General features: G+C 37.8%; 14 protein-coding genes. 1 reads left to right on the forward strand and 13 read right to left on the reverse strand.

Annotation, left to right across the window (positions count from 1 at the left end; translation table 11 throughout):
* Nucleotides 1-20: 20 nt before the first annotated feature.
* The 11 genes from D8M06_RS04535 to D8M06_RS04585 form a co-directional block, all read right to left on the reverse strand.
* Nucleotides 21-980, reverse strand: coding sequence for a gluconeogenesis factor YvcK family protein (locus D8M06_RS04535; RefSeq protein ID WP_121203181.1), 960 nt, complete (start codon nucleotides 978-980; stop codon nucleotides 21-23).
* 2 nt (nucleotides 981-982) lie between these two features.
* Nucleotides 983-1,867, reverse strand: coding sequence for an RNase adapter RapZ (gene rapZ / locus D8M06_RS04540; RefSeq protein WP_277749465.1), 885 nt, complete (start codon nucleotides 1,865-1,867; stop codon nucleotides 983-985).
* A gap of 317 nt (nucleotides 1,868-2,184) precedes the next feature.
* Entirely contained in the window at nucleotides 2,185-3,138 is a 954-nt protein-coding gene (gene trxB / locus D8M06_RS04545; RefSeq protein WP_121203182.1) for a thioredoxin-disulfide reductase, read from the reverse strand.
* A 416-nt stretch (nucleotides 3,139-3,554) separates the two neighbouring features.
* On the reverse strand, nucleotides 3,555-4,550 hold the full coding sequence (locus D8M06_RS04550; RefSeq protein WP_121203183.1) for a tetratricopeptide repeat protein: 996 nt from the start codon (nucleotides 4,548-4,550) through the stop codon (nucleotides 3,555-3,557).
* 96 nt (nucleotides 4,551-4,646) lie between these two features.
* Entirely contained in the window at nucleotides 4,647-6,308 is a 1,662-nt protein-coding gene (locus tag D8M06_RS04555) for a glycerol-3-phosphate dehydrogenase/oxidase (protein WP_121203184.1), read from the reverse strand.
* A gap of 120 nt (nucleotides 6,309-6,428) precedes the next feature.
* Nucleotides 6,429-6,950: an acyltransferase gene (locus tag D8M06_RS04560; protein WP_121203185.1), complete on the reverse strand. Its 522-nt coding sequence runs from the start codon at nucleotides 6,948-6,950 to the stop codon at nucleotides 6,429-6,431.
* 3 nt (nucleotides 6,951-6,953) lie between these two features.
* Nucleotides 6,954-7,589 (reverse strand): pyrophosphatase PpaX, encoded by a 636-nt coding sequence (ppaX, locus tag D8M06_RS04565; RefSeq protein ID WP_121203186.1) that lies wholly within the window; start codon nucleotides 7,587-7,589, stop codon nucleotides 6,954-6,956.
* A complete protein-coding gene (locus D8M06_RS04570; protein WP_121203187.1) occupies nucleotides 7,564-8,520 on the reverse strand; it encodes a nucleoside recognition domain-containing protein in 957 nt (318 codons plus the stop codon). The genes ppaX and D8M06_RS04570 overlap by 26 nt, the downstream gene beginning before the upstream one ends.
* Before the next feature lie 74 nt (nucleotides 8,521-8,594).
* A complete protein-coding gene (gene lgt / locus D8M06_RS04575) occupies nucleotides 8,595-9,464 on the reverse strand; it encodes a prolipoprotein diacylglyceryl transferase (protein WP_121203188.1) in 870 nt (289 codons plus the stop codon).
* Between the two features lie 13 nt (nucleotides 9,465-9,477).
* Nucleotides 9,478-10,416: an HPr(Ser) kinase/phosphatase gene (hprK, locus tag D8M06_RS04580; protein ID WP_121203189.1), complete on the reverse strand. Its 939-nt coding sequence runs from the start codon at nucleotides 10,414-10,416 to the stop codon at nucleotides 9,478-9,480.
* A 125-nt stretch (nucleotides 10,417-10,541) separates the two neighbouring features.
* On the reverse strand, nucleotides 10,542-10,736 hold the full coding sequence (locus D8M06_RS04585) for a PspC domain-containing protein (protein ID WP_121203190.1): 195 nt from the start codon (nucleotides 10,734-10,736) through the stop codon (nucleotides 10,542-10,544).
* A gap of 232 nt (nucleotides 10,737-10,968) precedes the next feature.
* Between D8M06_RS04585 and D8M06_RS19665 the strand changes: the two genes are divergently transcribed.
* Nucleotides 10,969-12,339 carry a hypothetical protein gene (locus D8M06_RS19665; RefSeq protein ID WP_194074613.1) on the forward strand — a complete coding sequence of 457 codons (1,371 nt, stop codon included), beginning with the start codon at nucleotides 10,969-10,971 and terminating at the stop codon, nucleotides 12,337-12,339.
* Nucleotides 12,340-12,827: 488 nt separating this feature from the next.
* Here D8M06_RS19665 and bshB2 read toward each other — a convergent pair whose 3' ends face one another.
* Complete coding sequence (gene bshB2, locus D8M06_RS04595; RefSeq protein ID WP_121203191.1) at nucleotides 12,828-13,499, reverse strand: bacillithiol biosynthesis deacetylase BshB2; 672 nt, start codon at nucleotides 13,497-13,499, stop codon at nucleotides 12,828-12,830.
* 21 nt (nucleotides 13,500-13,520) lie between these two features.
* On the reverse strand, nucleotides 13,521-13,874 hold the full coding sequence (locus tag D8M06_RS04600) for a YojF family protein (RefSeq protein ID WP_121203192.1): 354 nt from the start codon (nucleotides 13,872-13,874) through the stop codon (nucleotides 13,521-13,523).
* Between the last annotated feature and the right edge of the window lie 28 nt (nucleotides 13,875-13,902).

Raw genomic sequence — 13,902 nt, forward strand, 5'->3', positions numbered from 1 at the left:
CGATAATCGGCTTTTTTATGTTATCTTTCTATAATTGAATATAATAATTTGGCAACTTTATCCTGGTCATGCCTTACTGTGGCATTGGAATGATTGATAATATCCCCTTCAATAATTTCAAGTCCCATGTCCACCAGCTTCTCAATATCATATTTAACAGGAACCGCATTTTCCTCTGCATAAACTGCTCTTATCGTTTTATCTATTGGTTCATTATGAACAACTACTGCATCCACACATCCTGTTCCAATGTGATTCTGAATTGCTTGGACGTGATCAGATGCTGTAAATCCAGTTGTCTCACCAGCCTGTGTCATAACATTACAAATATAGACAACTTTTCCTTGTGTTTCTCTTAAAGCAGTATCAATCTGGGGAATAATCAGATTCGGCATTATACTGGTAAATAAGCTGCCTGGAGAAATAATAACTAAATCTGCCTTTTCAATGGCACGTACTGCATTGGGTAGTGGTTTAATTGGCTGTGGTTGTAGAAATACACGCTCTATTTTTTTATTTACACGAGGAATATTAGATTCGCCTGAAATATACGTTCCATCCTCAAATTTAGCATGAAGGGACATATTTTGATTTGATATCGGATAAATCTTCCCTTTTACATTTAATACACGTGAGATCTCTTTAATTCCATCATAAAAATCTCCAGTAATCGATGTCATTGCAGCTAGTAAAAGATTACCTAACGAATGTCCAGAGAGACCATTACCAACCGAGAAACGATGCTGGAAGAGTTCTAATAACATTGGTTCTGCATCAGATAAAGCAGCAATTACATTACGAATATCTCCTGGTGCTGGTATCGCCATTTCACTACGAATTCTTCCAGTACTTCCACCATCATCAGCCACCGTAACCAGTGCCGTTAAATGTATGGGTAGATCTTTTAAGCCTCTTAGAAGTACCGGCATGCCTGTTCCCCCACCAATTACTACTACTCGTGGCTGTGTGTCATTCCTCATGGTTACTTACCCTTTCTCTTATCAATGTCTCGATGGCTAACGTGTGTAATGTAGTTGGAAGAAAGTTCTTTGGCGAAGTATTCAGCTAATGCTACAGAACGGTGTTGTCCACCTGTACACCCAATTCCAATAACTAATTGGGATTTCCCTTCTTTCTTATACTGCGGAAGCATAAACCGCAATAAATCCAGCACTTTGTCAATAAACATCTGTGTCTCAGACCATTTGAACACATACGAAGATACTTCCTGGTTTAACCCAGTCAAAGGCTGTAACTGGCCAACATAATGTGGATTAGGTAAAAATCTTACATCAAATACTGTATCTGCATCAATTGGTATTCCATGTTTAAAACCAAACGACACCATATGTACAGAGAAGATTTCCTGTTCATCTTCTGAATATAGTTTCACTATTTTTTCTCGTAACTCTCTTGGCTTTAAGTTGGTTGTATCAATAATCCGCTGTGCTCTTCCACGTAATAAGTCAAGTATCTCACGCTCTTGTCGAATACCATTTAATGGTAATCCGCCAGGGTCTAATGGATGGGAACGTCTAGTTTCTTTGTATCGACTAACTAACTTTTCATCCTTTGCATCTAGGAAAAGAATATGTTCATCTAACCAATCTTCTTTCCCCAATATATCAAGTGCATCAAATAAGGAGTCAAAAAATTCACGACCTCTTAAGTCCATAACTAATGCGACTTTTTGTATTGTATTCGTGGAATCCTTCATTAATTCTAGGAATTTTGGCAATAATGTAGGGGGTAAATTATCAACACAATAATAACCAAGATCTTCAAAGCTCTGAACTGCAACTGTTTTACCAGCTCCAGACATGCCTGTTATAATTACTAATTTTGTACCACTATTATTATTACTCACTAGTTCTCTCCCCTTTAATAAACCTCTAAAAACGGAAGGATTTATTTTAAATATGTTCACTTTATAATATGCTTTCTAAAAAATTACCTACGTATTTTATTATACTATTAATAAAAGAAAAGTTCCATCTAAGCCAATGCTTTTATTCCTTCCTTGTTTTGACATTTGTCAACATTATTTGTAATAAAAACAAAAAAAGACACAGATGCTAACACCTGTGCCAAGTAACTAATCTATCTATTAAAAGGGGGTCAATTAGTTATTTATAGTGTACCCCATAATTATTGCGCACATATTACAACAGAGTTAAGACTGCGTTAAGAATTAGTTGCTTTTACTTTTTCCGCTAATTCTTCGACGTATTTAATAGCAGCTTCAGCAGCAATACTTCCATCTCCAGTCGCTGTCACAATTTGTCGAAGCTGTTTCTCACGAATATCTCCTGCAGCAAAAACCCCTGGAATACTTGTTTCCATGTGCTCATTTGTTGGAATATATCCTTCGTCATTGGTGATTCCTAGTGAGTTAAATGGAGAACTTAATGGAACCATTCCAATATAGATAAATACACCATCTGCTACAAAATCGGATATTTCTCCTGTTTTCGTATTTTCTAGAGTCACACTGTTTACTTTTCCTTCTGGTCCATTTATTTTCTTAACAACGGTATCCCAGATAAAGTCGATTTTCTCATTATCAAAGGCACGTTGCTGAAGAATCTTTTGTGCTCGCAGTTCATCACGACGGTGAATAATGGTTACCTTTTTGGCAAAACGTGTCAAATAAACGCCTTCTTCAACAGCTGAGTCACCGCCACCTACAACAACTAAGTTCTTCTCTTTGAAAAATGCACCATCACAAACAGCACAGTAGGAAACGCCTCGGCCTCCTAATTCTTCTTCCCCTTCAACACCAAGTTTTTTATACTCAGCACCAGTTGCTACAATCAGTGCTCTTGTGTTGAATTCTTTATTTCCTGCCTTTACGGTTTTATAATCTCCATGATCTACAATTTCCTGAATATCTCCATAAGCATATTCTGCGCCAAACTTCTTAGAATGGTCGAACATCTTATTTGATAAATCAGGTCCTAAAATGTGATCAAAACCAGGATAATTCTCTACATCTTCTGTATTAGCCATTTGCCCACCAGGTATACCACGTTCAAGCATTAGAGTATCTAAGTTTGCTCGTGAAGTATAAACAGCAGCAGTCATACCTGCAGGACCTGCTCCAGCAATTATAACATCATACATACGTTCTTCGGACATCTTATTCGCCCCTTTAGGTTACTATTTAGTTAAGAGATGGTTCACTTTTTGAACACACTACTTTTAAGTCACCTCTAGCTTATAAAATTAAACGCTGTACGTCTATTATTCTGCTCAAGCAACAGCTAAATAATACTGCGACTCAGAATTCGCTTTTTGTCAAATGATTCGACAGAGTTGGAAATTGTATAGAGTCCTAATATCTTTAATTCAGAATACTGTTCTGTCTCCGCTACGGAAATACACTACGCTTTCCGCGGGGAGCGAAGTATTCTGCCGGAGCGAATCCTAGCACAAAACTTTCATCAGTGTAAGCGAGAGCTAACTATTCTTAATTAAATAAATCAAGAGTTTTTATCAACTGTAAAGCTTTAAAAAGCAACAAAATATACGGAAAGAGCCAAAGTTTATGTTTATTAGTTCCAAGGACCTGATTCATTAGCTAAATGAGGATGTAAATTACAACCTTCTTTCCAGTATTGCAGTGCTTTTGCTGGCTCACCTATGTGAAAAGCAGTAATGCTATACCAGCGATAGTATGAAGCGTGGTTTTTTACTTTTCCCTTAGCAATAGAACGGAATCGATTATAGGCCTCATTATAGTTAGCTGTTCGTGCTAATGTAACAGCTACTCTCAACTTTTGCTGTTCATGAATAGGGTATACATTCAGTAATGACTGAATATATTTATTACATTTTTCGATATCATTTAATTCATAATAAAATACAGCCAAATTTGTTAGGCTATATAATGAACGAGGGTCCTCTTCTATAAATTCGTGTTCCAATTCAATTGCTTTTTCGGTCTGACCTGAGAAGAATAATGCCTGTGCATAATCATGTTTTGGAAGTTGATGCTCTGGAAATAGTGTGATCATCTCCTCAATAATTGGCAATGCCTTCTCCCACTCCATCTTTTCCATATGGAAAAATGCAGTTTCTTGATAGATAAGTAATTCATCCTCATCCTCAAGGTCAAAATCTTCCACTTCATCATCGTCTATCTCAATTAATTCGAGAAGTTGTTTCGCGTCTTCACTAAAATCACCTTCTGGCTCTTTATCAAGATATGTGTTTGCATATTTTTTCGCATCTGTAAGAAGCCCTAAGTGTGCATAATTATTTGCTATTAAATAATAACAGTCAATGTAATCACTCGACTGAAGGACATTTGTTAATAGTTGATTTGCAGCATGATAAGCACCAATTTCTGTATATATAACGGACATTTGACATTGAAATAAAGGCTCATTTGGCTTTTGTTCAATGGCTTTTTTCATCCATTTTAATGCAATATCAAATTTTCTATTTTGAAAAGCTTCCACACCTTTTGTGAAATAAAAATCACCATCAGGAATGTAAGGAATAATATTGTTCCCTCTATTTTTTATTTGTCCAGTTACCTGTGGCATACGTATCCCCCTATTTTTCGTACATACGAAGAAAGTATACCATATTTTATTTCGTAATAATATATTAGATATTTTCCAGTAGATAGTATCCATCAATTAATGAGGTATTTCAGCTTCTTGTAACATGTGATTTATATCAGCTGTGTATCTTTCTTTCTCTTCTTCACTCCAGGATAGACACTTCGCCATATACTGGATTACCGCTTTCTTTTCACGTTTTACCATCGAGATATCAAAAAATAAAGCTCCTGTTCGTCTTACAAAAAAATCAGAAGGGTGATAGGCAAGTTCATTTTCTAGTGCATAGATGAGCTGGATAAAGACAATAGGATCAATCTTCTCTGCTACTGCATCTTGTTGATATTTTTGATATAAACCATATAGCATATTAACATTCTTCCCGTATCTTTCTACAAGTAATTCTGCTTGAGTTTTTTCTATGCCCATTTCTATTCCTTCCGAAAGCTTCCTTTTCTTGAAGCTTTCAAAACCTGACGAACCACCGACTTCTCCTCCAGAGATAGGCAAGGTTTTTGTCTCTGATGAAGAGTACAATATACCTTCTTCTGCTTTTAGTTGGTTAACCATAATATCTACTGCCTGCTCTGCCATTTTCCTATATCCGGTAAGTTTTCCTCCAGCCATAGAAATTAAACCTGTATCTGAAACAAATATTTCGTCTTTTCTTGAAATCTCACTTGGATGGTTTATTTCATCTTCAGCAATTAACGGTCTTAACCCAGCCCAACTTGATTCAACATGCTCTAGCTTTAGATTTAAAGATGGGAACATAAAGTTGATAGCATCTAATAAATAAACAGCCTCTTCTTTTTCCATGACTGGATGTTTCTTATCTCCCTCATAGTCAGTATCAGTAGTTCCAACATATGTTTTGCCATCACGAGGGATTGCAAAAATCATTCGTCCATCCGGGGAATCGAAGTAAATGGCTTGTTTTAATGGAAAGATTGATTTCGGAAAGACTACATGGACTCCCTTTGTTAAATGAAGTGCTTTTTCCTTTTTGGAATGATCTAATTCCCTCAATGTATCAACCCATGGACCGGTTGCATTGATGATCTTTTTAGCCTTCACTGCATGTTTTGTTCCTTTGATAACATCTTTGGCTAATACACCAGTAATTCTTCCTGTTTCATCATAGATGAAATCCACTGCTTTCATATAATTGATAGCGTGTGCACCATATTCTGCCGCTTTTTTTAATACTTCAATTGTCAAACGTGCGTCATCTGTTTTATATTCTACATAGACCCCAGCTCCTAATAACCCGTCTTGTTTGATCAGTGGTTCCTTGTTAATAGCTTGTTGTGCAGATAACATTTTTCTGCGTTCCTCTTTTTTTACATCTGCAAGCCAATCGTATAGCATTAACCCAATGTTAGTAGTAAATGATCCCAGCGTGCTTCCTTTATAAAACGGGAGCATCATCCATTCCGGTCTCGTTACGTGAGGCCCATTTTCATAGACAATCGCTCGTTCCTTTCCTACTTCTCCAACCATTTTCAATTCAAATTGCTTCAAGTATCGCAATCCTCCATGTACTAGCTTTGTCGAACGGCTTGATGTTCCCGCAGCAAAGTCCTGCATCTCAATTACACCCGTCTTCAGACCACGGGTGATTGCATCCAAAGCTATTCCAGCCCCCGTTATTCCACCACCTATTACTAAAACATCAAACGCTTCCATTTCTAACGTATTTATTATTTGGTCCCTTTGAAAACTTGAAAACATATTCATGCCCCCTATCTATGTATGTGTAACCTCATGTTAGCTTTTCCCAAAAAGAAAAGACTACAAACGAACCAATGATTTTACATTCGTTGCTTGCAGTCAGTTTCGTCATAGTTACTGTCTATATCAGTTTGAAGGAGATTTTTTATTCCTTTGCTCCATTTCCTCTTTAGTATAAATAATCTGCATTGGATTCCCACCTACTAATGCCCCTGCTGGAACATCTTTATGCACGAGTGTACCAGCCGACACAATAGCACGATTCCCAATTGAAACACCTGGAAGAATGGTGGAATTTGCACCAATCATTACCTCATCGCCTATTTTAACATCTCCAAGTCGGTATTCTTCTATAAGATATTCATGTGCTAATATCGTGGTATTGTAGCCAATAATACTATTTTTCCCCACAGTAATTTTCTCCGGATACATAATATCGGGTACAACCATGAAGGCAAAAGCGGTTTGTTCTCCAATTTCCATCTTTAAAAAAGTTCGATATAGCCAATTTTTGACACTCATAAACGGGGTAAATCTGGCAATTAAAATAATAATGGTATTTTTAAATACTTTCCAAAAGGATACCGTTCTATATACTTGCCATAAGGAATTACCATTCTTCACCGGATACCGCTTGGTTCTCCTCATAATCTACACCCCAACAATCTTCAATAAATCACGCATATCCTCCAGCATATAAGTAGGCTCAAATTTTAACAACCGTTCTTTTCCTTTAAAAGACCAGGAAACACCTGCTGTTTTCACTCCAGCATTTTTCCCTGATTCAATATCATGGGAATTATCACCAACCATTAGAGTAGAGGAAGCATCCGTATTTAGCTCCTTCATCGCTTTCATTACAGGTTCTGGATGTGGCTTAGGATGGGTAACGTCATCTAGCGTTACAATGGTATCAAAGTAATTCTCTAATCCAGTAATCTTTAAGCCTCTATTCACACTTTCAGTCATTTTTGTTGTTACAACACCTAGTCGATAGTTTTTTTCTTTCAGTATATCAAGTGTCTCCATAACATTGGGAAATGCTTTGACATAATTATCATGCTCTTCTAAGTTATGCTCTCTGTAAACACGAACCATTTCATCTACTCGATTTGGATCAATACTTTTAAATGTTTCTACTAATGGCGGTCCATTAAATTCAATAATTTCTTCTCTTGTATAAGGTAAGTTATAGTGATTAAACGTGTGTGTAAAAGATGCAATAATTAGTTCATTGGTATCTATTAGTGTACCATCCAAATCAAATAGTATTGTATGAACGCTCATTTGCTTTGTCCTTTCTGTTAATAGTAACTTTATTCATGATGATTGCTATAGTCATTGTTAACAGGATTGCCGTCGTTAACCGAATGATTAATAATGGCCATACAGGAATGCCTAACGGGATAAAAATCAGCGTATCTTCTACCACCGCATGACATGAGACAAGAAAAATTAATGCTAAATACATATCCTTCTTGGAAACACCATCTTCTTTTACCGCTTGTATCATGAGCCCCGCCCCATAAGCAAGCCCTATAGTTAACCCTGCCACCATCGTCATCGAGGTGTTTTTATCCATTCCTAATACTTTCATAAATGGTGCAAGCATATCCGATAATTTTTCTAACCAGCCATATTCTCGAAGGACTTGCATAATAACCATTAAAGGAATTACGATGAGCGCTAGCTGACCAATAGCAATAGCTGCTGTCTCGATTCCATGCAATCCAATTTCTCCCCAGCCAACAGGTTCTGCTTTTTCCGTAGAGATAAAGCCGTACTGGGCAGCTTCTCCTCCCCCACTCCATAAAAGATTTATTAATATCGCTGAAAAGAATGCCAACCCAACACGAACACCAACAATTACATACCATTTCACTCCTACTTTTGTTGCAACAGCGGATTCTACAAAGAGATTATGGCTAAATGAAAGCATCACAGCCATAATAAATACTTCTTTCACAGTAAAATCAAAAGAAATAATAGCAGCAATACCGGCATATAGATTTAAGGCATTCCCTAAAACTAATGGTACTGCTGCTTCTCCAGAAAGCCCTAGCAATCCCATAATAGGTTCAAGGATATGTATGATCCAAGGTAATACTGGGGTGAATTGTAAAATCGTAACTATTAACGTGATAGGAAAGATAACTTTCCCTAATGTCCAAGTAGTTGAAAAACCTTGTAAAAGACCACGGGATAATATTCCTGACATTCGCATTCTCCTCTATGGCATTTATATATATTGAAGTCTTTCCTGCTGCTTATGAGTACAGAAAAGACATCATGTTACTTTTTCTTTTTGTTTGTCTTCTTTTTATTAGCTGATTTTTTCTTTTGCTTTGGTTTAGGTGGTACATAATCATACTTCACGTTTGTTGTTTTTCGACGATAAATAATGAGTATGATTGCAGCAACGATAGCAAGTATCGATATCAGCTGTGCAGTACGGAGTTCACCGACCACATACAAGCTATCTGTTCGCAAGCCCTCGATGAAAAATCTTCCAATCGAATAACCTATCAAGTATGTTAAGAAAACTTCACCACGCAACGGATTATATCTTCGTAATAGAAGCAGCAATACAAAGATTAAAATATTCCATAAGGACTCATATAAAAAGGTTGGATGATAAGTAGTCCCATCAATAGTCATTTGATTAATGATAAACTCAGGCACAACATCGTAAATGACTGAACCATCTGGTAACGGGCCGCCATGCGCTTCTTGATTCATAAAATTTCCCCAGCGCCCAATTGCCTGCCCTAATATTAAACTAGGTGCAATTATATCTGCTAGTTGCCAAAACGGTATTTTTCTTACTCGTGAAAAGACAATAGCTGTTAGTACTCCCCCAATAATTGCTCCATGAATGGCAATGCCGCCTTCCCAAATGGCAAACACACGCCAGAATGGACCTTCTGCATACCTTTCCCACTCAAAAATTACATAGTATATTCTTGCAAAAAGAATCGCAATAGGTACAGCAAAAACAATAAAATCAATGAGCAAATCCTTATTTAAACCTAATCGATTTGCTTCCTTCATTGCTAGCCATAAACCTAGAGCCGCACCTGTTGCTATAATGACACCATACCAATATACGGTTAGAGGACCAAGTTCCAAAAAGACTCGATCTATTGGTGCAGTTAGAATCATATTTTAACCTCTCTTATTCTGTAATATCATTTTCTTGTTCAATCATATTTGTCAGTCTGTCGGAAAATTCCTCAGCTGCATTGACACCCATACGCTTTAGACGGAAATTCATCGCTGCAACTTCTATAATAACAGCAAGGTTTCGACCAGGACGGACAGGAATAGTTGCTTTTGGCAGAGAGACGTCCATAATTTTCATCTGATCTTCATCCAAGCCCAATCGATCATACTGTTTCTTTTCATCCCAATTTTCTAAATTAACGACCATTGCTATTTTTTTAAAGCTCCGCACAGCACCTGCACCGAACAGGGTCATAACATTGATAATACCCAGTCCACGAATTTCAAGCATATGCTCTATTAATGGAGGAGAGTTCCCAATTAAGGTATCGTAATCTTCTTGTCTAATTTCTACACTATCGTCAGCTACAAGTCTATGCCCACGTTTAACTAATTCTAATGCTGTCTCACTTTTACCAACTCCACTTTGTCCAGTAATAAGGACACCTACCCCATAAATATCAACTAATACACCATGGATAGCTGTAAAAGGAGCAAATTTTGCTTCCAGGTAATTCGTCAATCGACTAGTAACACGGGTGGTTTTACGTGGAGAAAGTAGTATCGGTACACCTGCTTTATCAGCTGCAGCAATTAGTTCCCTTGGTACTTCCATTCCTCTTGAAATAACAATACCTGGTGTGACATCCGTACATAATTTCTCTGCACGATCAATCTTTTCCTCTTCTGTTAAATCTAAAAAATAAGTCATTTCTGTTTTACCAATCAGCTGTAAGCGTTCTTTCGGATAATATTTAAAATATCCAGTCATCTCAATACCTGGTCGTGAAATATCACTGGTAATGATTTCTCTATGTATACCATCTGCCCCTGCTACCAAAGTCAGATTAAAATTATCCAATAAATCTTTTGTGCGAACCATTGCACCCATTTATGTGCCTCCTTCTTGATTGCCTTCTGCGAATTCAATAACTGCTATTTATTTTAGCACAAAAAACGTAGGCATTACACCTACGAGATTACAATTTGTATATTATCGGCGTTTTCTAATTATCATTAATAGATACTATCATCATTAGGAATGATGAAAATTGCCAAAAGATAAGCAAAACCAAAGGTAAAGAAACTAGCAAACAATAGAACCAAGAAGATTAAACGTAACAAAGTCGCATCAATATTGAAATACTCTCCTAATCCACCCAATACTCCTGCCACCATACGATTGGATGTAGATCTATACAAACGTTTCATGTAAAATTCCTCCTTTTAATGTCATACGAAATATATCATAGAAAAGTTTCAGTTTTTACTTCCTGTTTGGGCGTAGGTAAATTACATTAAAATAAAATACCATTCAGAACTTACTTTCTACTATATATAACCAATAGTCGCTTTTCCTATTTTAAGCATATTTAGGGCATCAACCCTTGCTAATTAGCACAAATACCATATAGTAACAGTAAATAAGTGAGGGGGTGACATGTTGTCACGTTACCGCAGTAATAAACGACACCGTAACCACCAGAATGATTCAAATGAAAATACGAACCGGTTAGAGGCTAAGTTTGAACGATTTATCACAGAATTACAAGAAAGAATGACAGACTCAAACAGGATTAATCCTGTTTCTGAAAATACCACCGTGTCCAATGATGATAACACGCAATCTTCAAATGAGAACGATTCTAATTTCTTCCTAGTTATCATCCTTTTAATCTTACTTTTGGGAGATTCTATGAATAAAGATAAGGATTGCTCAGAACATCGTTATTGTACATGTGAAAAAGATTGTAAATGCAAGAAGTTTTCTCAGGGGCCCCCTGGTGATGCTGCATCTCAGGAAGATACTGCATTACTTAGTGAATCCAAAACCCCAGATGAGTCTGAACTTCCTGTAACTTTAGGTGAGACTGAACCCACTGGCGAAACTGGGCCTCCAGGACCTCAGGAACCTCCGGGTGAGACTGGACCTGCTGGCGAAACCGGACCTCCAGGACCTCAGGGACCTCCGGGTGAGACTGGACCCGCTGGCGAAACTGGGCCTCCAGGACCTCAGGGACCTTCGGGTGAGACTGGACCTGCTGGCGAAACCGGACCTCCAGGACCTCAGGGACCTCCGGGTGAGACTGGTCCTGCTGGCGAAACCGGACCTCCAGGACCTCAGGGACCTCCAGGTGAGACTGGACCCGCTGGCGAAACCGGACCTCCAGGACCTCAGGGACCTCCAGGTGAGACTGGACCCGCTGGCGAAACTGGGCCTCAAGGACCTCAGGGACCTCCGGGTGAGACTGGACCCGCTGGCGAAACTGGGCCTCAAGGACCTCAGGGACCTCCGGGTGAGACTGGACCTGCTGGCGAAACCGGACCTCCAGGACCTCAGGGACCTCCAGGTGAGACTGGACCCGCTGGCGAAACTGGACCTCCAGGACCTCAGGGTGAACCAGGAGCCTTCCGTCAATTCGTTTGTGAAAATTTAGAAAGTACCACATTAACAGCAGATAATGAAACAGCTACAATTGGTGCAATAGATGTAAATGTAACAGAGCCAAACAGTACAGTATGGCTAACAACATTTATAAATTGGTATGCATCATTCGGTAATATGCCAGCAAACTTTACCATTTATAGAGAAGACACACCGATTTGCTCAACTTCTGATATTACAGTTCCAGTTAGTATGGGGGTACAAAACTCAGGAATTACTACGTCATTTAGCTGTTGTGATACTTCTCCACCTGAAGGCGTCGTCACGTATACTTTAGAAGTTAGTGCTGATATTCCTGGCATGGGGCCACAGCAAAATGTTACTTTTGCGCAAGGTAATATTACCGCTACAGTGGTAAACCCAAATTAAAATCAAAACAACGCTCCACACCAATCAATAGATTAATGGTAATTTGTTCGATAAAAAAATAGAAGTCTAAGAAATTATAGCAGTCCAGTTATCAAATAAATTGGGCTGTTTCTTTCATAGATTGGTTCTTTTCTAACCGATCGGAACTGCGGTTACTCGCCCTACCGAAAAGAACTGTTGCTTTATACCATTCATGTTTCATCGTCTTTTTATTCTAGTATACCAACCATTTCTATAATCCGAATTGCTATAAGCTTACAGGAAATAGAAAAATCGATTATTAATATTAGGTTCTTTGTTTCCAATCACAAGTGTATTGAGTGAACATAAAAGTATTAAACAACAATTAGTGAAACACTAAAGAGGTACGAAACCTTCTGGGATTCGTACCTTAAAATTAGAGGTTATTTAGTTAAGCGATCCTTCTTTCTCCGAATAGGTTTTTGTACTCAAACCAAGTTATTTACTTATGGTAAAGCTACTTTTATTTACTCTTCATATCTCCATATATAAAATCTTTCCATACCTAAGTTTAGCTTTGCTGCTTCCTTGATACTATCTATTTCAGGATTTCTCTTTCTTTGCTGTCCGAGAACCCCCATCGCTTGAGATTCATGAGCAAGGATGGCTTCAAATTTTTTATCGAAATTAGCTGTAATATCATTAACGATATCTGGCTCTCCCAAAACTTCTGGAAAATCTTTAGAAATAGCTTGGGCCCAAACCGTTGGGCGATTTTCCGAATCCATAAGTCGCACAGCTTCAATTGCCGCAGCACCTAAAGCATTATGGTCTGGATGTACTGCATAGTCAGGATAATGCGTAATAACCAAACTAGGTTTAATTTGTTCTAAATAATCTTTAATATGCTTGGCGATTTGCATGCGATTCTCAAATTCTATGGTTTTATCACGATAACCAAGCATTTCTAATTTAATATCAAGCACTTCACAAGCCTTGATTAATTCTCTTTTTCTAATTTCAGGTAATGTTTCACGATTGGCAAAGGTCGGGGAACCCATATTTCTTCCCATTTCTCCTAATGTACCACATAAATAAGTAACAGGAACTCCCTCTTCTCGGAATTTTGCTATAGTTCCTGCTGCACCAAACGATTCATCATCCGGATGAGGATAAATTACAACAACATGTTTTTCCATATGATATCAGCCTTCTTTCTTTTAATAACTAAAAGGTGTGTCGCTTATTTCTAAAGATACCATTAGCCGTCCTTCGCGGTCATGACCAGCCATTAATAACTTCGTTTCCTCATGGATTGTCCAATCAGTTAATCCCTCTGCATAAATCCAACCAATTTCCATCTTTAAACCAACACGATAAGACTTCCCATCACCTATAATTTTTGCTTGATTAAATCGTACTTTTGCATTTCGTATGTATGCTCCAACATTGTATGCTTTATCATTAAAGTGGCTTGCATAAGCACCATTTGTCGTTTCAAGATGCACGTATACTTCTTTGTCTTTATATTTGTTTAGCGTATTTTGTACTTTCTTAATTTCAATTGGTTTCATAATCGCTTCCTCCAATTCGGTCTCTATA

Origin of the sequence: Oceanobacillus halophilus (genome assembly GCF_003628505.1) — a bacterium.
Classification (GTDB): Bacteria; Bacillota; Bacilli; order Bacillales; family Amphibacillaceae; genus Oceanobacillus; species Oceanobacillus halophilus.

Excerpts from the sequence above, each read along its gene's own strand:
- D8M06_RS04535 (WP_121203181.1), bottom strand. The coding sequence starts at position 980 with ATGAGGAATGACACACAGCCACGAGTAGTAGTAATTGGTGGGGGAACA.
- trxB (WP_121203182.1), bottom strand. The coding sequence starts at position 3,138 with ATGTCCGAAGAACGTATGTATGATGTTATAATTGCTGGAGCAGGTCCT.
- D8M06_RS04550 (WP_121203183.1), bottom strand. The coding sequence starts at position 4,550 with ATGCCACAGGTAACTGGACAAATAAAAAATAGAGGGAACAATATTATT.
- D8M06_RS04555 (WP_121203184.1), bottom strand. The coding sequence starts at position 6,308 with ATGAATATGTTTTCAAGTTTTCAAAGGGACCAAATAATAAATACGTTA.
- D8M06_RS04560 (WP_121203185.1), bottom strand. The coding sequence starts at position 6,950 with ATGAGGAGAACCAAGCGGTATCCGGTGAAGAATGGTAATTCCTTATGG.
- ppaX (WP_121203186.1), bottom strand. The coding sequence starts at position 7,589 with ATGAGCGTTCATACAATACTATTTGATTTGGATGGTACACTAATAGAT.
- D8M06_RS04570 (WP_121203187.1), bottom strand. The coding sequence starts at position 8,520 with ATGTCAGGAATATTATCCCGTGGTCTTTTACAAGGTTTTTCAACTACT.
- lgt (WP_121203188.1), bottom strand. The coding sequence starts at position 9,464 with ATGATTCTAACTGCACCAATAGATCGAGTCTTTTTGGAACTTGGTCCT.
- hprK (WP_121203189.1), bottom strand. The coding sequence starts at position 10,416 with ATGGGTGCAATGGTTCGCACAAAAGATTTATTGGATAATTTTAATCTG.
- D8M06_RS04585 (WP_121203190.1), bottom strand. The coding sequence starts at position 10,736 with ATGAAACGTTTGTATAGATCTACATCCAATCGTATGGTGGCAGGAGTA.
- bshB2 (WP_121203191.1), bottom strand. The coding sequence starts at position 13,499 with ATGGAAAAACATGTTGTTGTAATTTATCCTCATCCGGATGATGAATCG.
- D8M06_RS04600 (WP_121203192.1), bottom strand. The coding sequence starts at position 13,874 with ATGAAACCAATTGAAATTAAGAAAGTACAAAATACGCTAAACAAATAT.